The 20,190-nt window shown below is 44.8% G+C and carries 19 protein-coding genes; 7 read left to right on the plus strand and 12 right to left on the minus strand.

Annotation, left to right across the window (positions count from 1 at the left end):
- Positions 1–90: 90 nt before the first annotated feature.
- The 3 genes from ACOTX3_RS24315 to ACOTX3_RS24325 form a co-directional block, all read right to left on the minus strand.
- A complete protein-coding gene (locus tag ACOTX3_RS24315) occupies positions 91–1,635 on the minus strand; it encodes a hypothetical protein (protein WP_421631652.1) in 1,545 nt (514 codons plus the stop codon).
- Between the two features lie 222 nt (positions 1,636–1,857).
- Positions 1,858–2,211, minus strand: coding sequence for a hypothetical protein (locus ACOTX3_RS24320; RefSeq protein WP_000769182.1), 354 nt, complete (start codon positions 2,209–2,211; stop codon positions 1,858–1,860).
- A 153-nt stretch (positions 2,212–2,364) separates the two neighbouring features.
- Positions 2,365–2,973, minus strand: coding sequence for a hypothetical protein (locus ACOTX3_RS24325; protein ID WP_000926374.1), 609 nt, complete (start codon positions 2,971–2,973; stop codon positions 2,365–2,367).
- Between the two features lie 193 nt (positions 2,974–3,166).
- Between ACOTX3_RS24325 and umuD the strand changes: the two genes are divergently transcribed.
- The gene (umuD, locus tag ACOTX3_RS24330) at positions 3,167–3,601 is read left to right on the plus strand and encodes a translesion error-prone DNA polymerase V autoproteolytic subunit (protein WP_000111290.1); all 435 of its coding nucleotides are present in this window, start codon (positions 3,167–3,169) and stop codon (positions 3,599–3,601) included.
- Entirely contained in the window at positions 3,591–4,844 is a 1,254-nt protein-coding gene (umuC, locus tag ACOTX3_RS24335) for a translesion error-prone DNA polymerase V subunit UmuC (protein ID WP_001371894.1), read from the plus strand. Before umuD ends, umuC begins: the two co-directional genes overlap by 11 nt.
- Before the next feature lie 45 nt (positions 4,845–4,889).
- Here umuC and ACOTX3_RS24340 read toward each other — a convergent pair whose 3' ends face one another.
- Positions 4,890–5,699: a DsbA family protein gene (locus tag ACOTX3_RS24340; protein ID WP_000031378.1), complete on the minus strand. Its 810-nt coding sequence runs from the start codon at positions 5,697–5,699 to the stop codon at positions 4,890–4,892.
- A gap of 370 nt (positions 5,700–6,069) precedes the next feature.
- On the opposite strand from ACOTX3_RS24340, the gene ACOTX3_RS24345 reads away from it, so the two are divergent.
- Positions 6,070–6,417: a hypothetical protein gene (locus tag ACOTX3_RS24345; RefSeq protein ID WP_421631651.1), complete on the plus strand. Its 348-nt coding sequence runs from the start codon at positions 6,070–6,072 to the stop codon at positions 6,415–6,417.
- 59 nt (positions 6,418–6,476) lie between these two features.
- Here ACOTX3_RS24345 and ACOTX3_RS24350 read toward each other — a convergent pair whose 3' ends face one another.
- From ACOTX3_RS24350 to ACOTX3_RS24360, 3 genes are all read right to left on the minus strand, one after another.
- Entirely contained in the window at positions 6,477–6,737 is a 261-nt protein-coding gene (locus ACOTX3_RS24350; protein WP_001439466.1) for a hypothetical protein, read from the minus strand.
- Between the two features lie 195 nt (positions 6,738–6,932).
- Positions 6,933–7,325: a hypothetical protein gene (locus tag ACOTX3_RS24355; protein WP_000843243.1), complete on the minus strand. Its 393-nt coding sequence runs from the start codon at positions 7,323–7,325 to the stop codon at positions 6,933–6,935.
- A 24-nt stretch (positions 7,326–7,349) separates the two neighbouring features.
- Positions 7,350–8,099 carry a thioredoxin fold domain-containing protein gene (locus ACOTX3_RS24360; RefSeq protein ID WP_000720274.1) on the minus strand — a complete coding sequence of 250 codons (750 nt, stop codon included), beginning with the start codon at positions 8,097–8,099 and terminating at the stop codon, positions 7,350–7,352.
- 147 nt (positions 8,100–8,246) lie between these two features.
- On the opposite strand from ACOTX3_RS24360, the gene ACOTX3_RS24365 reads away from it, so the two are divergent.
- The 4 genes from ACOTX3_RS24365 (at position 8,247) to ACOTX3_RS24380 (ending at position 11,127) form a co-directional block, all read left to right on the plus strand.
- Positions 8,247–8,786, plus strand: a complete 540-nt coding sequence (locus tag ACOTX3_RS24365; RefSeq protein WP_000494968.1) for a lytic transglycosylase domain-containing protein — start codon at positions 8,247–8,249, stop codon at positions 8,784–8,786.
- Positions 8,787–8,868: 82 nt separating this feature from the next.
- Entirely contained in the window at positions 8,869–9,426 is a 558-nt protein-coding gene (locus tag ACOTX3_RS24370) for an HAD domain-containing protein (RefSeq protein ID WP_001371950.1), read from the plus strand.
- 123 nt (positions 9,427–9,549) lie between these two features.
- Entirely contained in the window at positions 9,550–10,611 is a 1,062-nt protein-coding gene (locus tag ACOTX3_RS24375) for an HNH endonuclease signature motif containing protein (RefSeq protein WP_000902297.1), read from the plus strand.
- Positions 10,612–10,620: 9 nt separating this feature from the next.
- A complete protein-coding gene (locus ACOTX3_RS24380; protein WP_000654195.1) occupies positions 10,621–11,127 on the plus strand; it encodes a YrhA family protein in 507 nt (168 codons plus the stop codon).
- A gap of 122 nt (positions 11,128–11,249) precedes the next feature.
- Here the strand turns inward: ACOTX3_RS24380 and ACOTX3_RS24385 are convergent, their stop codons facing one another.
- From ACOTX3_RS24385 to ACOTX3_RS24405, 5 genes are all read right to left on the minus strand, one after another.
- A complete protein-coding gene (locus tag ACOTX3_RS24385; RefSeq protein WP_000386160.1) occupies positions 11,250–15,200 on the minus strand; it encodes a conjugal transfer protein TraG N-terminal domain-containing protein in 3,951 nt (1,316 codons plus the stop codon).
- Positions 15,201–15,208: 8 nt separating this feature from the next.
- Positions 15,209–16,624 carry an IncHI-type conjugal transfer protein TrhH gene (trhH, locus tag ACOTX3_RS24390; RefSeq protein WP_001257292.1) on the minus strand — a complete coding sequence of 472 codons (1,416 nt, stop codon included), beginning with the start codon at positions 16,622–16,624 and terminating at the stop codon, positions 15,209–15,211.
- Positions 16,614–17,660, minus strand: a complete 1,047-nt coding sequence (locus tag ACOTX3_RS24395; protein ID WP_000196727.1) for a thioredoxin family protein — start codon at positions 17,658–17,660, stop codon at positions 16,614–16,616. Before ACOTX3_RS24395 ends, trhH begins: the two co-directional genes overlap by 11 nt.
- 591 nt (positions 17,661–18,251) lie before the next feature.
- On the minus strand, positions 18,252–18,764 hold the full coding sequence (locus ACOTX3_RS24400; RefSeq protein ID WP_001140952.1) for a hypothetical protein: 513 nt from the start codon (positions 18,762–18,764) through the stop codon (positions 18,252–18,254).
- Position 18,765: 1 nt separating this feature from the next.
- Positions 18,766–19,566 (minus strand): hypothetical protein, encoded by an 801-nt coding sequence (locus ACOTX3_RS24405; protein ID WP_000004208.1) that lies wholly within the window; start codon positions 19,564–19,566, stop codon positions 18,766–18,768.
- Positions 19,567–20,190 lie beyond the last annotated feature (624 nt).

Consider the following 20,190-nt stretch of genomic DNA (forward strand, 5'->3'; position numbering starts at 1 on the left):
ATAACAGTAAGCGTCGGCATGGTTCTAGCGAACAGATGTCACCGACAGAATATGAAAACCAGTATTATCAACGGCTCGGAAGTGTCTAGATTATCCGTGGCGATTCATTACCCGGGATCCGGACTGAAGGCATGAGTTTGCCTGTTCAAGATAACTTTGCAGAGACGGCCGTGTCTCAGCCATACCCAAAAGGCCAGAACCGTCTTTGTCGTGCAGAAATTGGAAGTACCGTTCCTGGAACTCAAGGCTCAGAAAACTGTAAGGGGTATTGGTATCATAGAAATCACCAAATAGTTTGAGCCGGTGATCGAGGCCGCAGATAAGGATCAGGAAACGACGGTAGTGAAGTGCCATAAGATCATGCTGCTTCAGTCGGTCGGTATAACTGACGTCCTCAAACTTTATGGTGCTGCCATCAATCCCCTGGAAATGTGCTTCCTGTTCGCTGGCGGAAGGGAATAGCTGCGAAGCCCCAAGATGGCTTTCTACCGAAGAGTAAACCTGATGAATATTTTGACCGTCCCGGACCAGAAGGAATACAACCCGGTTCCTGTCATTGCGGACATGATTTTCCCAGGGATCGCGGTAATCGATATAACGTCGTGTTGTGGCCATACATACGATGGAACGTTCGGACGGAAAAATCTGCTCCACCAGCCCGGGGCTGGTTCGTAAAGTTTCATGAAATTTTTCCATATCAGAGAAGTCGAACCAGCTATCGAGATCGCACCATACGGCCAGCTCTTCATCCACCATCAGCTTTGCCTGAACGACCTGGAGCGGGAGGTGTGATGGAGCGGATTCACCCTTCACGATATTCACTACCTCAACGTCTTTGCCGGTATACAGTTCCAGACTGCCAACGCCATCGTGGATTTTCTTCACATATTCCATGGCTTCTTCTGTAGTGGCCAGACTTGCCGCTGCAACTTCCTCGAAATAGGGCAGCATTCTTTTGCTGGCATTAGCGATTGCCTGCGTTCGTTGTGTGATGATTTTGCTGATGGCTGTGCTGATCTGCCCTTCTTTTAAGGCCGCTTCTCTGATTTGTTCAATGCGGGTATCTGAAATACCAGAGGACAGAGCATTTTGAACTGATCCAATCGCCAGTGAGGTTACCGCCTGCTGCTCTTGTGGGGGCACTAACGCAACGCTAAGGCCCGTCACAGGGTTTTCACGGTCATCTGTACCTAATTGCTCAATCGCAAGGTCACGGAGCCCCTGAGCATCGCTCACGAGGGCTGTAAGCGATGCCTGTAGGCTATTCACTTCTTCCTGAGCTTGTCTGAGTTCAGCATCCCGGATTACCTTATGGTCGGGTTCAAATACAAAACTGGACAGAAAATCCTTAACCAGGAAGCGATGCTCTCGCATTTCTTTGCCACGTTCCCTACGGTTGCCGCTGCTGTCTTCAGTGACAATAGCTACAGTCTGACCGTAAACGCGGGGATGGGCGCGTAGAATCACTGTGTGCAGCTTATCTTCAACGTAACGCAAAGACGTAATGAGCAGCGTATCCCCTGCCACAATACCCTCTTCAGGGATGCTGTCAGTGGACGTCCAGTACTGACCCGCCAGCAAAGAATGAAATCGCTCTAAACGGTCAATGTTATTTTTGCTGACCAGGTCACCCATATACCTTTCCTTCCAGATTCGTATGTTAGGTGAATCATACCAGATTGCACTTACCGTCTAATAACTCAAAAAACACCAACTTCGGCATTCACTAGAAATGAATCCGTCCACTATTATTCATTAATTAAATAGATTCTTAGATATGAATAGCGCATTGCTTTTAAAGCAGGTTTCGCAAAGGGTTAAAAAAGGCTTCTTAAGTGAAGCCTTTAATAATAAATGCTACTTATCTTCAGAGGGATACATTTCCCAGTATTTATTACGTACATTAACAAGGCAATGGTCTGCTGTTTCTGAAGCGCCTTTGTCGCGGTTTACAAAGGCTTCTGCAACTTCATCCAACTTATCCGGTACCGTATTTAATGGTAATGCCTGCTTCAGGTTGGTGGTTACCAGTTCCTTTGCTTTATCATGATTAAGTTCAGTTCGGATGCTTGCATCTTTACAAATATCATCAACCTTACCATCAAGAATAATGTTTGGGATAGGTTCGTTTTCAACTTTATGTGTAGTATTAGCAGAGGAGCCAAAAGCGACTGACATCATCGCACACAGCAGAATATTTTTTAATTTCATAGTTCACTCCATTATGACTATTGATATCTACTTATGAAGTATTAGTTATATCATGTTTGCCGTCAAAACATAGAACCCACTGTTTTGACTTTAAACATATCATGCTACAACGTTTTTTTGCACGTGACTTTAGTAGGCATGATTTATGAGGTTTCAGCAGGACGTCAGATTGTTGTCGATCCAGTATTGATGCAAGCCTACCGTCCATTTCTTCGATAAGGCCGAAAGTAAAAGCGCTAAACCACAGCAGTTACCAGGAGTAAAAATTCGTATGGGATCTGGAGAACCGACTTTAACACTCATAATGAACTCCAGAATGTTGCCATGGCATAGACTATTTCTAAGCCTGACGATATCTGCTTCAGGTTTTTTACCAGCGTCTATCTTTGCCAACATATTCTTCTCGGCTGGAAATGACAGTAATTCTATCGGCATCCCTTCCTGCTTAGCCTTTCGCATTAAAGCGTTACTCATTACTGACGTACCATCTAAGTCCACCAGTACAGGAACTGACTGCTGAACGTTAACAGTTGATTTCAACTTCAGCGTAACCCTGAGTGATGTTTCGATCCCATTCAGAAAGCTCGTACAGGCCGGTAACCATAGACCATGATGCAGCGCCTCGGTTGCTTGTTTAAAAAACCAGTCAATCACGGGGACAGTGCAATGCTCATAATAGTGATTTACCTCGCTGAACCTTGCCATATAAGCATCGTACTCAGCCTGGTCTTCAGGAGATAAAAAATTTGGTGGGAGGAGCATCAGAATCCTTTCATCCTAGCTTGTATACCTTCTTCGTAGGCCAGCTCGCCATTATCGGTAAAAGATGGTTTTTGATGTTTATGATAAAGCTTAATTTTTCGTCAGGCTTGATAGCGTTACCGGAGAGATTTGATCTTTTCTCTTCAACTCGCAATACTGTTTATACATACAGTACAAGAATTCGAGTGTAGCTATGTCTGTTATCCTTGAGCACATTAGCAACAAGCCTTACGAAATGGCACCTTTTTTCAGTGATTTACTAAGCTGTGGAGTGATGAGTCCGTGCGCCGGGCATGAAGATAATGAATTAAATTTGCATGAATATGTAGTCCGCAACCGCCCCTCAACCTTCTTTGTCAGGGCGGCGGGCCTCAGTATGATCAATGCCGGTATCAATGATGGAGCAATACTGGTTGTGGATCGGTCTTTAACAGCACGACACGGCTCTATCGTCGTTGCGCTGGTGGATGGAGAGTTTACGGTAAAGATCTTACACACGTATCCTGAGCTGCTTTTGATGCCTTCTAATCCAGCCTATAAGCCGATACGTGTAAATCCTGAATCCCTTGAGATATGGGGCGTCGTCACCTTTGCACTGAATCAGTTCAGCCATGTACATGCACGTTGATATTAACGGAGCCTATGCGGCATTTGAGTGTGCGATGGATCCCAAGCTGTCAAAAAAGCCGCTCATCATAGCCAGCAATAACGATTCGTCCGTCATTGCAATGAATAAACTGGCTAAAAGCGTTGGTATTAAGCGTGGGACCCCAATTTTTAAGTGCAGGGATTTGATTCAGCAACACCGGATCGAAGTCCGGAGCTCTAACTTTACTTTGTATGAAGACTACTCAAATCGCTTCCATGAAACGCTGGAAAGCTTCGCGCCTCAATCGAGTCGATATAGCATAGATGAAAATTTCATGTTATTGAAAAACATGAACAAGATAATAGATTATGAAGATTACGGCCGGTTGATCAGAAGTACACTTCTTCATAATCTGTCCCTTACCTGTGGTGTGGGTTGTTCAAGCACCAAAACCCTCGCTAAATTATGCACCTATGCGAGCAAACGATGGGCAGCTACAGGCGGGGTTGTAGTTTTGACTGATCAGGCCAGGATCAGGAAGCTCCTGAGCCTGATCAGTACCAGAGAAATATGGGGTATTGGTCGAAAGATTAGTGAACGCCTGTCGGCTTTCGGGATCATCACTGCCGGTGATTTTTATAATAGCGACGTTCGCTTTTTACGTAAAAGCTTTGGCGTTGAAATCGAGCGTACCTGGCGGGAACTGCATGGCGAACCATGTTTCCGGCTGCACGAGTCTCCTCCTGTCAGGCAACAGATTATCGTTTCCAGAAGTTTTGGTCAGCGCCTTAATGAGATAGGCAAGCTACATGAGGCAGTTTCATTTTTTACCGCCCGGGCGGCAGAGCAGCTGCGCAAGGATGGCTCGTGGACCCGTCAAATCACAGTCTTCATTCAGAGTAGCAATTATGCGCAAGGTGAAAACCGCTACAGCAATTGTGGTATCGAGCCGCTTACCGCTACACAGGACACCCGCGATCTGGTTGATGCAGCCATGACCATCCTGAACCGCATTTACAGACCCGGGATAGCGTATGCGAAAGCAGGGGTAATGCTCTCCGCTATGACTGACGGCACAGAGCAACTCAGCCTGTTTGATACTCGCCCGGCCAGGCCTGGCAGTCAGGCACTGATGAAAGTTATGGACCGGTTCAATAAAGAAAAGCGCGGAGCTCTGTTTTTACTGGGGGAAGGCATTCAACAGGATTTTCGTATGAAGCAGGCCATGCTATCACCGAGATATACGACCCGCTGGGATGAATTACTCGTTGTAAAAGCGTAGCGGCCATGACCGGCATGGCCGTACTCATCAAATGTGAAAGTAACTTTAGGCCCCGCGAGCTTTTTCGATTGCGCCCTGCAAAGTTGCTGCGTCCATAGCCCCGGGGATAAATGTGGTAGTCGCCGCATTCGGCTTTTTCATATTCATAATGATGAAACCGGGTGTGCCGGTGATCCCGAGCGCTTCGCCCAGCTGCATATTGCCGGAGATCACGTTTTCATACCGGTTTTTTTCCCTGTCAGAAAACGTGCTGTTAAACCCTGACTTTTCCACCACAGTATTAAAGTCAGTGAGTTCGAATTTGCGTTGAGAGGTCATGAAGGTATGAGCCACAGCCATCAGGTTGTTGTGGTACTTACGATAGGCTTCAGCACCGAAATTCTGATAGACGTGCAGACCCGTAGCGGCCCCCATGGCAGATACAGGTTTTGAACCGGCAAAAATCGGGAATTCTTTAAAGAAGAATTTTACATCTTTGCTCTGATTCATTACCGATTCAACAACAGGTGTAACCCGCATGCAGTAAATACACTGATAGTCGAAGAACTCGATTACCGCGACGTCGGCGTCATCAGGGCCGATGTTTGGCGTCTCCTTGGTATCCAGCAGAGCTGGCGCATATGGAATTATTCGTTCCACTGAGGCACTCACGTTCTGATTTTCCAGCGCCTTACCTGCTTCCACTAAATAATGGGGATTTTTTACCAGGTAAGTAGCGGCAATTTTGCCAATTTCTTCCTCACTGAGCACCTTCGGTTTAAAATAAGTTGCCGTGATTAACGCCGAGGCAGCGGTAGCAATAACCGCAGAAATTAAAATCGTGGCCATCGGTTTTAAATAAAATTCTTTAGACATAGCTACCTTTATGCTTTTCAGCCTGTTAGTTATTAACCTGCGATGGATTATACTGGCCCGGTAAATCGGAATTATTCGTGAAACAATGCTTTTTGGAGATTAAAGGATGATTAGGCAGGGCTTTATACTCACAACCGCAATGCTTTTGAGTGGATGCGGATATCATTTCGCAAACCAGGTAGATGCGTACGATCTAATGCCTCGTCCTGTTACAAATAAAAGGTTTCAGATAGTCCCTCCGGACGAAAGTATTCAGTCCAGAATGTTTTCAGGCCGTTTTGCTGATGGATTAGCAAAAAAAGGAGTCATTATTTCCACTCACCAGCCAGATTATGTGCTCAGGTTCCGAATCAGCAGCTCACAGGAGAACATGCAGTATAGCGAGCAGCTTCTTACTGGGGTGACAGGCTACGTTGTAGATAAAAAGACAACGAGAACTGACAAGCATGGCGAATTGCATACTGACTATGACTACAAGCCAGTCGATGGGGTAATAGGCACTGAGACGATGTCGCAGATGCACTATATGCGACAGCTGGATGTCGAGGTATACCCGTCAGCGAAAGGAGCAAAGCAGGTTCTGAAAGTGAGTATGCAAAGCAATGCACCTGTGCCGTCAGACAGCATTGCTTATTCAGCAATGATCGACGCCTTTACTGATAAATTTGATGCGCCGCTGCGTTCCGGAAATTATGTTGCACTGATCCCCTGGAACTGAAAGCAGACGGCGGGAAGAGAATGTTCAAAAGTGACTTTTGGACACGCACATTAACGTGGCTATCGCCCTCCCCCATTAAAATCATAAAGTCGGTAAAGATCGCCCATCGTGATGGAATTGGGCTTATTAATGAACAGATACTGTAACTGTTCTTTATGTTGAGTACTGGCAGCTGCATTCATAAGCACTTCCAGGTAGAACTTGTAGCCTATGCTTCGCTCTGAATACATATACTGGAACTGCATCAGTAAAATGCCTGACATAACATACAACAGCAGCAGACTGAGTAATACAGTGCTATCAGGCTGTTCCAGTGCCATACTGACATACCCTGAACCCAGAATGCACAGAAGCCACCCCGTCATTAGAGCAGGCACCCTACGACTCAGACGTTTATAACAACGTTTTATTACGGGATCCCGGAGATACTTTTTGTCAGGTATCCCCGTTGCTCTGATGACGAAGCTACTGAGTATCGACATCTTTTTTCCTTCTGGACGCTCTCAGTCAATAAATCAGGCCAGGCGCTCATTGAAAGCTACCACGAGCTGCGAATCGGGATTTTTTACCAGTTCGGGCCGGATAACTTTTAGTTGCCTCGTTGGGGCGAGCTCATCTGTAGGCCTGATGGTGGTATTACCCGGCCCCTTGCGGGTACTGTCGGTGTTTACCTTGAGCTTTTTATTTCCCAGGTAGCTTTCCATCTTTTTAGAGATGGTGTCACCTGTGGTCGCAACACCAGAGAGTTCCTTTAGATGTTCACCTTTATCCATTTGTACCGATGACATCAGAAATCCGATTCCGGGATCGTTTTCCGTTCCACAGGCTCCGTACTGACATTGTGCAGCGAAAACGGGCTGTACACCTACAGCAACCAGCATTAACGTACTCAGTAAAGTAGATTTCATACACACCTCTTACAGTCGGAAAAGTTACTTTTGCGCAGCGCCCATTTGGGTCACCAGGTTTTCCGGGCTCAGCCACCCCGTAAATAACTGCGGTTTGCCGCTTAGTGTCACCATGGTAGGAGTACCTTGCAGCGGGATTGTTGAGGCCACCTGGAAATGCGATTTGATAATGTTTAAGCAAGCCTCATCAGGACGTCCTTCCGGGATAGTTGAAACCGGATTCATCGCTGCATCCAGAGCTTCGTTTGGCTTTGCTGAACACCAGATTTTGGCCATGTTCCCGGCTACTACCGAGTTCAGTCCTGCACGTGGGAATGCAAGAAACTTAATCGAAATACCGGCATCAAGATAAGACTTCAGATCATGATGCAGTTTTTGGCAGTATCCACAGGTTATATCGGTAAAGATAGCAAGCCGGTATTTTTCGTTTGGTGATTTGTAGTCGATGGATTTTGTTTTGGATGCGAATTCCCGGACGCCCATTAAAATGGCCTGCTCAGTGGTGTTTACCACATCTTTACCTTTCACGTGGAATAAGCTTCCGGTAAAAATGTAATCTCCGTCTTTGCTCACGTAACTTACCCCCTCCCTGGAAATCACCGTAAAAATATCTTTTACTGGCGAGGGTTCGACGTGCTCGATTGAAAGCCCAATGGCTTTGAGCTTATCCCGGGCTGCATCTGGCAGTACCATTGTATTAACCGGCTCGGCATTCATCGTGAAGGCGGTACTTAATGAAAGAAGTAATACCGATGCCTTAATAATTTTTTTCATTTCCGCTCCTTAAATCGAGCACTAATATTATCACGCCCCAAAATTCCAGAATTTTGCTTAAACGCTTAAATCAACGGGTAAAGCCGAAAGAAAGTCGATAGATATATGGGAGAATAGATAAAACGTAGATTCAGTGGAGAAATCGTTGTGTTTACACCACCAGCAGATGATGTGAAACCTATTCCCGTTCCTGATGAGATTTACACTCAGTGCATTACGGATGCCGCCCGCTACTTCGGAATTGATGCTGAACTGGTTTTTACGTTGTTTGACAATGAAGGCGGTAAGGTTGGTACTTTCAGCAGGAATACTAACGGCACTTATGATATTGGCCCAATGCAGATCAACTCATCCAATCTACCTGAAATAAAAAAGCATTTCCCGACGGTAACGTGGCGGGTTCTGGCTTACGATGCTTGCGCAAGTTTCTGGGTTGGAACATGGTGGCTCTATAGAAAAATTGTTGATCGCAAGGGCAATGTGTTTGAAGGGATTGCAGATTACAACAGCAAAACCCCAAAGGTACGTGCAAAGTACATATTTAACTTCATGGTAAAGTACAATCGCCGGATCCAGCAGCGTAACGGGATGGGTGAGCTTTATCAATGGACCCAGCAACCTCCTCGATACAATGGCCATATAGCTAAAAATGTCCCGGAGCAAAACCCGACTCCTGTTGTTAAATAAATACAACCCGATATTACAGAAGATCATCGAGTGGCTTGGGTAAACCACCACAAATATTTCACACTGACTCAGGAGTAATATATTGTCTTCTTCTGCAAGAAATTTATTTAAGATTCTCTCTTCTTTCTTGATCCAGAAAAACCCTCATCATGAAGAAGTATGTGTTCATGAAGAAACAACAGCTGGTTTATGGGCCCCTCTCCCTGATTCGCATGTCGTGCTTTTCTTAGATTTCGATGGGGTTTGCCACAGGTGTAAAAATGAAACCTTTGAGCGAATGCCACTGTTAGAGAAATTGCTGGATAACTGCCCTGCCATGGTGATTGTTATCTCCAGCTCATGGCGTGAGTGCGCTAATACAAGTTATCTGAAATCTCTGTTCCGGGTGCCTTATAGAGACAAAATCATAGGTGCAACCGGTTCGGTATATTTAAAACACGGACAGACTGGTGTGCGGGCTGCCGAGTGTGAGGACTTTGTCTTTTCACATCGAGTTAAAGCATTTATCTGCCTTGATGACGACGAATCATTATTTCCGGCCGGTTATCCGCATTTGCACAAAACCGATTATTACACGGGCCTCACCGAATCTGACCTTGCAGCTCTTAACGCAAGGTACCATCAGCTCATGGGACGCTGATGAACAAAGTAACTTTCCTTTTACCCTGTCACTGCTGATCTCGTACGCCCATCCACTTTAGGATTGATTGTTTTATACCATACGCAATAATGTCTCATATGAATTCGACAAGAAAGGGACATTATGCTGCATCACTGTCAGGCTAAGTCACTGGATGACATATACCTTGAGGATATTCCCCACATCATACATCCGGCCACGGCGGTACATGACCTCGAAGATACCGCCCTGCCAAACCGGATTATTCAGGAATGGAATTTACCGCAGGGATATACACAGTTTGTCAGCCGGTATCACCAGTTCCACCATCAACGCCCCTGGCTCGCTTACCGCGATACGCTTGACGACATCAGATACGGTAAGATCGTTCTGCTTAGAAAAGACATAACCGGCAATGCCGGGCCGGGGGTTATATCAAATGGCAACCTACGCAATGACCTGCCCCTGTCCCTCTTTACCCGTCTGCGCGATATCATCTCTCGTCAGTTGAAACGCCCGGGGTATTACGTTCGATCAACGACACCAGCACAGCACGCCCAATCAACAAAAACCATTAATTCCAAAGCGGCTGGTCGTCTTCTCGCAGCTGGCGGGCTTTATAATGGAAATGTGGAGGGATTTCGACATACGGCTGAACAACTTGGCGGCGAAGCTGTTGAAGGCTATGACCAGGTATTGAACGAAACAACTTCAGGTATGCTGGTTGCAGCGGCTTCACTTCTGGTTATCCGAAATCCAAGGTCTGCGGATGAATTGACAAGTTATCTCGGCAAGTACAAAAAAGCACACGTTTTGCTCGATGATATGAATGTTAGCGAATTGAACTACATGCGCCGAGACAGAGCTGAATATTTAGCTCTCCGTGGACAATTCAACAATACTGTACGCCCTAACTTCCTTAAATCACTTTCAGACCACCCAGATGCCCTGGCTACGTTTGAACCTAACGATTTGATGAAACTTGCAACAGGCAAGGTCCCCTCTGGGTGGCAGGTTCACCACAAGATCCCTCTTGATGATGGTGGCACAAACGCTATAGACAACCTGGTACTTATTCAGAATTCACCATACCATTCAGCACTGTCGAAAGCACAATCCATCATTACGAAGGATCTACCGTATAATTCAAGCACCAAAGTTCTATGGCCATCGCCGAACGGTGTTATCTACCCGGTAGGAAAGTAAGAGGCGCTCATGAAAGATTTAACTCAACTACTCAGCAGCTTAAAGAGGTTGATGGTTGCAGATCACTACCCTTTAGCCAGCCCGGTAGCCCCGGAAGTCTTGAAAGACTTAATCTGCAATCCGCCTCCAGTGGAGTGGGCAGATCACAAAAAGAGCGCCTATATAGATATACAGAAACTCATTAAAACCAGGCTTGATTATGCCCAAGTGTTTAATGCTATGGATGGTTTTGAGTACAACGGACTTACGTTTTATAACCTTGTTCAGGCAGAGAACGAAAATCTATTGTGGTCAAATATTTACATACGCAACTTTGAAGCACGAGACAATGAAATCTACGTTGACCCAAATCTCACTGATAAGGTGTTAATCGGAGAAGATGGCATGTCACTTTTCGCTTATAGTTTTGCAGACGACTGCTTTCAGATAAGAGACAAAGCATCTACTGATTATGTTATTGAATCTCATACAGAGTTTGATAGATTTTTGTCTTCACTGATTCAAACCGTCAGTTGAATGTTCCGCAAGAGCGGTACTTCTGAAAAAAAGGCCGCAAACACATACTTTGCGGCCTTAATTGTTTAGCAGTAATTTACAATCTATTGATAGTCATTTCAGGAGGTTATATTCAACCTCCCTTATTTTTTATTTTCATTAAGCCACTGATCCGCTTTATCGACACGTGACTGGTAAGGCTCATTTGTGTTGCTCAGCTCTGACTTCATGTACTGAATGAATTCATCTGCTTTCTGAGGCCCAAAGCGTGGGTCATCCGTCAATTGCTGCCGGATAGCCCTTTCAGAGTTCTGCGCTGCATTCGCATAAGTCGAAACGCCGTCGCTGCTAATACTCTGATACCGGTCACTTACAGCTGCGACGCCATCAGACATCTGCATGTGATTAAGGACTTTACCCTGGAGAGAATCAGGCATATTTGCAGGGTTAGAGGCATCATTTGCTATCGATGTCTGGGTTTGAAGGATGCCCGCTCCCGTAAGCATCTCATTTACCGGTTTCGCCCCAACGCTGGTTAGCGTATCCGAAACAAATTGCTGGCCCCCGAGTAGCGCACCAGAAATCGCGCCCCGCTCAGTGTTGGCCTCTATCTTTTCCCCAACCAAGCGATCTGTGACGGTCTGAGTGCGGTTACCAACGAGACCACCGCCCGACCCACCTTCTCCCAGGTTTGCCCGTACGACTGACTCAAGTGAACCATCAGCTCTGTTATGAGTGTTGAAACTGCTATGGATGCTCTTAACGTCATTCATACTCCAGTTAACGTTATAGTTACCCAGTTCATTAAGGATCTTCTGGGTATCCGCTTTGAGCTGCTCTCTTTCGGCACCGGTAGCCATGGTGCTGGCACCATAGGTAAAGACAGCTTGCTGTGCCAATTCAGCTCGCTTATCGTCCCGGCTTAAGTTCGGGTTGTTGGCAACACGACTAAAGTAGTTATCAGTGTTATTAGATAAGCCACGAACTTGCCCGCTCTGATACATACTGTTCAAAGCAGTGGCTCGTTGATCCATTCCATCACCAACCACCCGACCTCCAACCTTTTCCAGATCGTTAAATGTGCCTTCTGCATTTCTGACATCCTGACCCGAATTGACGACTTTCTCTACACCCTGATTATTCAGTACAGGTCCATTCTTTTCGAGAGAATTAAGCACATTCCTTTCTTCATCAGAATAAGTGCGGCCCACGTTGTTGTTATGTATTCCCTGAATATCGCCTTTGCCCGCGTTATCAAGGTTATACGGAGTAAAGCCAGCTTCACTTTTTCCAGGGACATGCTGTGTCGCGTCCTGAGCGTTGGAGGAAAGACCGAGTTTAGCCTGCGAATCTACACTTCCACCCAGTTCCCCTACGCGTGACGCACTCATCACGCCAGACGTATTTACGCTGTCAGGAGTTCTATCCTGTGCCTGAGTGATAGTATTAATTCCTGACCCGTCACCTGAAATTCTGTCGAGCTGATTGGTGATAGGTAGCAGCTGCTGTGCATTACCACCGAAGTCGGAAACCAGACTTTTAAGCAGGCTGGAGGTTTCACGGAGATCCTGTTTATTACTTTCGGCCGTCTCTCCCCGGGCGGTATCAATCGCAATTTTTTGCTCACTGAAATCTCGGGTTGCAGCCACAAGCGCGTCAGTACGTTGAAGCTGCGATCCAAGCTGATTACTGGCCTTGAAGGTATCGTTATAGGAGTTGAATTTCTCCATAAACGCATTCTCATCCAGCCCATTCTTACGAGCAAAATTCCTTACATCATCATCACTGAAGTTTTTGTTGCGAATAGAATCGGAGAACCTGTCCAGGTTAATGCTTTGTTTAGAATCAAGGCTCATTCCACTATTGGAGCTTGCGTTAGTCGAAACCGATGTAGAAATATTTTGCGCCATCGTCTGTGTCGCCTGGTTCATTTTCGACGATGCTTCTTTAAACGCATTAGTATTGGATATCTGATCGCTGCTTACCTGAGACGCCGCTTTACTGAACTGGTCAGTTAACGCAGAATCCTGGCTAAGCTGATTCGTGATTGCTTTTGAAAGGTCATTTGAAAGCGAGTCACTGCCTGTATTGGTCTTAGATGCACCGCTACTCAATTGCCCTGCTACAGCCGCTTTCAGCCCGGCTCCATTGCCAGTTCCAACACCTCCATTAAGCCCAGCGTTGAGAATAACATTTGAAGCAATGCTGGCCATCTGAGACGCACTCACCCCATGTTTCGTTGCAATACCTTCTGCTACAGAGGCACCAATCTTATCCGAGATCTGCTTCATTGTTTGCAGGTTGGTTGAGAACTGCTGGCTCGACTGTCCTGACCTTCCAATTTCGCTCATCTGACTGTAACCAGCCTGGAATGAATTACTTGCCGCACTCATAACTGATGAGGTTACAGCTGATCCTTGTCCCTGGCTGTTAGCGATACTTGAACCAGCATTCCACATTCCAAGACGGAAATTACTTGAATCAACTGCGCCGCCATCGCTGTATCCCTGACCGGTACTGGTTAAGGCGGTTCGTGTCACGTCACCAAATGAAGATTTACCGCTGTTAGGGCCATCCCATACTTTGGGCGTTACATGACCAGTATCCACCGGCGCATCGGGGGTCACTCCCTTAACCGCATTCATCATCGGGTGAATCGACTGTGTCATCAGGAATAATGTGAGTACCGGAATCAGAGCATAGAGGGCGGAAGCAACAGACAGGTATGAACTGTATGTTTCCGCAAGCCCTGGGAGTCCCATCCACGTGACGGCATTATTCTGGCTGTTGAGGGTGCTCCAGGTATCCAAGTCGGCCGTCGCGACTTTCTTCACATACGCGTTGACCATTACTGCCGTAAGCGGCCACATATTCACGAAGAGGATAAGTTGCAAATATTTCGCCGCAGCGGCAACACCATTACCACCTAACGCCAGCAGCATAAGCAAAGCAAATGGAGCAACCATATAAGCAAACATTTCAAGGAATGCGATTGCTGCTCCCGACAGTTGTAACCACAACTGGCCCTGTGAAGCCATTGTGTTGGTTCGCTTCAGAGAAGCCTCAAACAACTGCATATCGGAAGCCAGACCGAGTGGGGTCTTATATTTGCTTGCGCCATTTCTGAGCTCATTCATAATGAACAGGTTCAGGGTGGCGTCATACGAACCAATAGCCTTACCGTACATACCATTTGCTGACGCCATAACATCAGTAAAGCTTGCGCCGGTAGGTGCACCATTTGCTTCGTCTGGAGTAAGGATGCCGTTTGTCTGTCCTATAAGGGAAATAGTCTGGCGAGCTTCAGCTGTACTGGTAACCTGTTTCACAGTTGACCAGACCTCATCACACGTACCAGATTTTGAACCGTTAGCGCCAACAATACTGGCAGAGGCATTCTTCAGTGCGCCTTTCATCGCCTGATTAATCCGGTCCATGCTATCTGCCAGATTAGCTGAGAAAATATCGTTAAAAATAGTTTCTTTACCGGCAATATTTGCGCTTGAGTTTTGGGTAGCCTTCAGGCAGTTGTATGCAAGAGACTGAACGGTAGCACATACGTTCATTGGCCCTAGCCCGCTGGCCGGTTCAGGAAATGCGGAACAGTAGCCCTGGCTATCGCCGCCCCATTGCAAAAACTTCACGAATCGGATCATCGGACCGAGGGTGATGTCATCGTCCAGAGTTGTTGCAGACAGGTCCACCGGAGAAAGCGGATCAAACGCTGTTTTATAATCCTTCAGCAAACCCTGGCTTAAGTTAGTGGTGACGGTTGCCATCGCAGCAATAAAAATTGGAATTCCGTCGACGTTTCTGACCTCTCCCGACTTTACAGATTCAATAGTTACATCCACTCGAACCATTGCCATCATGAAAAGGATCAACCCCAAAAACCAGGAGAAAAACGGTAATTCATTTTTGGTCGGAGCCTGAAGCCATAGCCACGTTTTATAGAATAGGCTCACACCTGCTACAACGGCGGCCGTGGTCAGGAACTCTTTTACACCAGTATATTGAGAAAAGATCAGGGCAATACCGGTAAAAGCCGACCAGACAAAATCAATATCACCCAGGGTATATATGTTGTAATCCATGTCAGACCTCAGTTACGTGTGCCACGAATACTTTCAGTGAAAGCCTTCCGTTGCAGGCGACGGTTATCCCAGGTTGAAATGACGTCCGAGCTGGTACCGACCTGGCTGTGCGATAGCTCATAGGCGGCTTTAACCTGTTTTGAGAGATTGTCTGTTAATCGGTTGAGATCATCCCTTTTACCCGACAGCGACTCACTCGGTATGCTCATGGTTGAAATTTTGGCCTCAACCTGGCGCAACATGTTGATTACGAGGCTCGTCGCAGCAATAGTGCTGATGTCCTGAATGTATGCGTACCCTTCCGGTGCTTCGAATGTTTGCAAAGAGTCGATAATGGTCGGGATGCCGATATAGGAGATAATGCGTAATTCATCATCTGAAACACGAACGTCGTTGATGATTTTTTTCTGTACGTTTAAAAGAAGATCAGAAATGGTATCCTTCAATCCCTTAAAACCACCGTCATTAACTTCTGACATGACAAGGCACTGAGCCTTTCGTGGGGATGATGGATCTGGTGCCGGAGAACACTTGAGCATTTTAATTGATCCGCCAGCTGGTGGCCCCATGATGTAATCCGTGACAGTCATGGTAGACGGGCGGACTTCCATTCCCGCTTTTTCGCCTTTGCTATCCCAGTTGATAATGACAGTACCTACGAGAGACATAAGTTGTTCTGCCAGTTTATAACCGGATAACTCCGTTACCCCTCCGATGTTCATCGTTCCCTTATCAATATCCATGAACGACATATAGAAGAGGTTACCACTGAATTTTTCAGCGAACTCTTCGGGATCCTTTGCTTTAACCTGAGAAGTGACAGCTTCAGGTGACTTTGTCATCGATGAGCCAAAATCAGGAATAAGACCATTAATCGATCCCAGAATTGAGGCTGGTCCAGAGCTAACTGAGTTAGCGAACTGGCTTGGCGTACCCACGTTTTCAGAAAGGAAAGAGTAAGTTGCATTGCATGAATCTTTCGCAAATTTATTTAGCGCTTGCAGTTTGTTTTGGATGTCATTAATCGTTGCAGCACAGTCAGCACAAATAGCTGAAACAGCAACGTTAAAAGCATAGATAGCCGCACCCTGGGCAATACCACGGGCCACCTGCACAAGCTGGTCCCCGTTGATCATGCTGAAGGACCCAAGAAAAACGTCAATACCGTTACAACCGACAGAAGCTTTTGGAAACGACATGGAAACAAGGTTGGTATTAACGTTTGTTGTTCGGTAAGACATTGACCCGCCAACTATGCCTGTACGGGTTGCTGTGGAAAAGGTGGCCGGGCTGGTAGACGTCATCATGCCATTGAAAATGTTACGCATTGCGTTGTCTGCATTTGCAGTCGGGGCTAAAATTGCAGCACAAACAGAAAGAGACAAAAGTAACTTTTTGAAGTTGAAAACGGCATTACTGCGCATAAGTGCCTCCAAAACTGCCGCCAGCATTGAGATAATTGACCGGATCGGCCGTAGGCATGTCATAGCCTTCGAGTTTTTGGTCCATTATTTTTTGAAGTAGGAATGGGTCTGATTCCATTTCGGATTTATTAACGGTAATAACGCCATCATCGCCGATGGTATATTGCCTTTTAATATCTAGAGTTGACTGGAACGAAGCGTCATCGATCAGATTCATGCCCTTCGCGGCAAGTATAATAGTGTTCTTTAATTCATCAGCGGAGATCATGCCTTCACTAATGCGCTGAGCTGATGTCCCATCCTTTGAAACCAGGAAAATTGTAGGTACCTCTCGAATTTTAAATTGATCAATAATTTGTGCGTTGGGGATGTTAAAATCCTGAAAAAGGCCATTATGCAATGGCCTTCCATCCATACTGATTGGAAGAATATCTACCGAATAATAGTTCTGCATAAATTGAAGTATTTGGCTTTCTTCGTGGCAAAACTGGCAAGTACTCTGGAAAAAGAAAAATAAACCTGACTTAGTAAAGATATCTTTCATTACCGTTTGCTGATTTTTTTCAACAACAGTGCGGTGAGCATCCAGTGCCACCTTTTCCACTGGTTGCCTGCGTTTTTCAGACATCATCGGGTTTTTAAGAAAATAATCTTTTGATTTGTCAGAAAAACGCGTACTGATATCCAGCATTAACCTTTGCGCCGTGTAATAACGTGATAGATTTTCTGCGGTAGGGTTATCCATTGCCTGCGTTAACAGTCGAGGCATATTCTCTTTTAGCCATTTTGAATTTAAATCTACCATTTCCTCTTTTGAAGGAGAGCTAGCAGCACCGGTTGGTGGCAAAACCTCTTCTTCTTCAGCTTCGCTTTTTTTAGCAGGATCGTCATACCAGAAGAAACCCTTCTTATAAGCCTGGCCAGATACAAAGGGCGTATCTTTTATTAGGGGTTGCTCAGGGCTGGCGTGGGCACCAGTAATTACCAAAGACATAAGCAAAACCATCTTTGAAGGCGCTAATGCAATACGAGTCATAGACCGTTCTCCTTTTCTGATGCGGTTATGATGGCATACAAAAAAAAGGTTAGAGCTCGTATAGCATGGTCGTTTTTATGTTGAAAAGGACGGAAAAGGAGTGCTGACTAAGAAGATAGTCTCGGTGATGGAAAGATCATCCATCTTGCACGTTGTCAAAAATCCGGTGTAACAAAAACATGGTTTTATCGAATATCTAAAAGCAAATATTGCTTTGAAAACAGGTGTATTTAGAGCTGAAAAAAATCATCACAAGTAATGCTGTTTCTATATTTCAAAAAAGGAATAGCTAAGGATCAAAGAAGCGAACTTAGACAAGAATATAAAATATATTAATTGAAAGCGATTAAGAAGTCGTCATGCATAGAAGGTTTTGAGAACCTAAGTAGTTTTACGTTTTCAACAGAAAAAAAGGTGCACATTTTTGGAACGAAGAAAAACTGAATAAAGAAAAATCAAATTATATCTTTACTTGTCAAGAGTTGATATTTAAGTTGTAACTAATATTTGATTGTAAAGCAAACAACAGAATTTGACTTAAGTCAATATTTAGATTCAGACAAGGCAAGTTTCGCGATATCTTTTTTAAATTTAATCTAATTCTTCTTGAGAATACCTCTCTATGGCTGAAGCAGTTGAAGATAATCTGCAACGTGGACAATGAGCATCATTTGTCACTGGCACAATGTATGGGCGTTTACATTTTTCGCAGGCACCTAGTTCTTCAATTTCTTTCATAGAAGTAAGGATTTCTATTATTTTATTAACTTCCGGTGCGCATACAAAGTATCCCAGATTATGAAGGACACTCATTATTCGGTTGAAGTCAATTTGCCGAAAACTCGCTTCCGGATTTATTGGATCAAAACCAAAATAGTTAACTGCGACATCAATAACAGCAGAAAAGGCTCGGCGGTTATCTGTGCGTTTGCTCCAGCCCCGGATACCTTTTTTGAGTTTTGTTTTTGCACCAGGCTCAAAATCGATATTTTCAGCAACATGATTACCGTACAAAATTCGTATTGTATTTTTATTTGCCCCAAGCGACATAGTTCTTGCTGCTCGCAATAGAGCATTAGCTTTTGTTTGATCGACCTTTGCCATATCAATAATCCTTTAACATAACTTTATTTGTTAAAGTGTTGAACACATCCTGACGGTGACTGGTGAACATAGTGTCATAACGTAATAGTTCCATCAAATCATCACTAACTTTTCCTAACCGGATGTCAGCAGACAATTCATAAGCCCAGGCAAAAACTTTCGTTTTAAGTGAAACACTCTCTTCAATATGCCCTTGTGAGAAAGCAATTGTACGTGGGAAAAGAACGACATCGTTAATTGTTTTTAACGATGAATAACCAATGTCTTTAATAGCATCAGCTGTAGTTGGTTTTAAACCAAAGAAAATACTTACAAACTCTGGTGCGAGCATTGAGATAAAGAACACCTGCATAAAGTAGTCATTCTGTATATCAACACATTTAGAACGCAACTCATGAATCTTCTTGGGATTATAGATATCCACTGTACCATTCAGAAAAGTCACTTTTTCACCGGCATCGTAAATACCATAGTCAATATCATTTGTATCATATTCACGAATTACATTGGAATCACCGTCCAAGACCGCAGAAAAAAACCTCTCCCATGTAATTTCCTTTCCGAGTGTACGCGGAACCAAAAAACTACCTGGACGTGTTTCCACTTCAAAAGCTAAATCAGCGGCTGTACTAAATCCTTTCCCAAATAGGCGACGCTGGAGAAGAGGAGTCCCAGTTTGATATGCAGAAGATCCATGCACAGGCAATAACATTAAAAATGCACGGTAACTACGAATAAGCGAAATCTCAGTGCGGAAAAGTTTACCGAGTAAGCTACGAGTTAAATTATCAGATTCTGACATGTGCTGATTGTCCTTGCGCCATTACAATTGTTCAAATCTTCAACATGGATTTTTTGTTAGGTGTTCGGTAGGGTGAAAAGTAACTTTTAGTATTTTCTTAAGGCTTGAATAAGCCTTAAATCTATCCCTTCAACCACACCGCTTACTTGTAACACTTTTTAACCAAACTAACCAGAATTTTATCAAAAATTCCTGCGCATGCTAACGAAATGTGAAGCGATTAAAAAAAAACCTAAATCCAGCCCCTCCCAACGTTGGATTAGAATAACGACGTCTTTCACTGACCGTCATAAACTGACATTTTTACTTTTCATCAACCTCATGCTTACATAGGATCACTAAACAAAGAAAAGTGACCCTATGAATGCCTCACATAGGGTCACTTATGTTTGAAAAGTGACCCTATGTAATGTCGTCATAGGGTCACTTTTTATAAAAGTGTCACTATGGACAAAGTTCCATAGGGTCATTTTTTTTGGAAAAGTGGCACTAGATATATGTATAACTTTAATAGAGCAATGAATCGCCACGCGTTTAACAGACACCTCAGAGTCATTTAAGATGACTTAAAGAGAGGTGCCCATGAGCGGTAAGCGTTATCCTGAAGAGTTTAAAACTGAAGCA

It is taken from the genome of Enterobacter cloacae complex sp. IR5384 (assembly GCF_049237265.1).
Taxonomy (GTDB): Bacteria; Pseudomonadota; Gammaproteobacteria; order Enterobacterales; family Enterobacteriaceae; genus Enterobacter; species Enterobacter cloacae.

Coding starts and splice junctions, on each gene's coding strand:
- ACOTX3_RS24345 (WP_421631651.1), top strand. CDS start 6,070: ATGCAGTATAGCGAGCAGCTTCTTACTGGGGTGACAGGCTACGTTGTA.
- ACOTX3_RS24375 (WP_000902297.1), top strand. CDS start 9,550: ATGCTGCATCACTGTCAGGCTAAGTCACTGGATGACATATACCTTGAG.
- ACOTX3_RS24350 (WP_001439466.1), bottom strand. CDS start 6,737: ATGGCACTGGAACAGCCTGATAGCACTGTATTACTCAGTCTGCTGCTG.
- umuC (WP_001371894.1), top strand. CDS start 3,591: ATGCACGTTGATATTAACGGAGCCTATGCGGCATTTGAGTGTGCGATG.
- ACOTX3_RS24315 (WP_421631652.1), bottom strand. CDS start 1,635: ATGGGTGACCTGGTCAGCAAAAATAACATTGACCGTTTAGAGCGATTT.
- ACOTX3_RS24360 (WP_000720274.1), bottom strand. CDS start 8,099: ATGAAAAAAATTATTAAGGCATCGGTATTACTTCTTTCATTAAGTACC.
- ACOTX3_RS24340 (WP_000031378.1), bottom strand. CDS start 5,699: ATGTCTAAAGAATTTTATTTAAAACCGATGGCCACGATTTTAATTTCT.
- ACOTX3_RS24380 (WP_000654195.1), top strand. CDS start 10,621: ATGAAAGATTTAACTCAACTACTCAGCAGCTTAAAGAGGTTGATGGTT.
- ACOTX3_RS24395 (WP_000196727.1), bottom strand. CDS start 17,660: ATGACTCGTATTGCATTAGCGCCTTCAAAGATGGTTTTGCTTATGTCT.
- ACOTX3_RS24320 (WP_000769182.1), bottom strand. CDS start 2,211: ATGAAATTAAAAAATATTCTGCTGTGTGCGATGATGTCAGTCGCTTTT.
- ACOTX3_RS24405 (WP_000004208.1), bottom strand. CDS start 19,566: ATGTCAGAATCTGATAATTTAACTCGTAGCTTACTCGGTAAACTTTTC.
- ACOTX3_RS24385 (WP_000386160.1), bottom strand. CDS start 15,200: ATGGATTACAACATATATACCCTGGGTGATATTGATTTTGTCTGGTCG.
- trhH (WP_001257292.1), bottom strand. CDS start 16,624: ATGCGCAGTAATGCCGTTTTCAACTTCAAAAAGTTACTTTTGTCTCTT.
- ACOTX3_RS24400 (WP_001140952.1), bottom strand. CDS start 18,764: ATGGCAAAGGTCGATCAAACAAAAGCTAATGCTCTATTGCGAGCAGCA.
- umuD (WP_000111290.1), top strand. CDS start 3,167: ATGTCTGTTATCCTTGAGCACATTAGCAACAAGCCTTACGAAATGGCA.
- ACOTX3_RS24325 (WP_000926374.1), bottom strand. CDS start 2,973: ATGCTCCTCCCACCAAATTTTTTATCTCCTGAAGACCAGGCTGAGTAC.
- ACOTX3_RS24355 (WP_000843243.1), bottom strand. CDS start 7,325: ATGAAATCTACTTTACTGAGTACGTTAATGCTGGTTGCTGTAGGTGTA.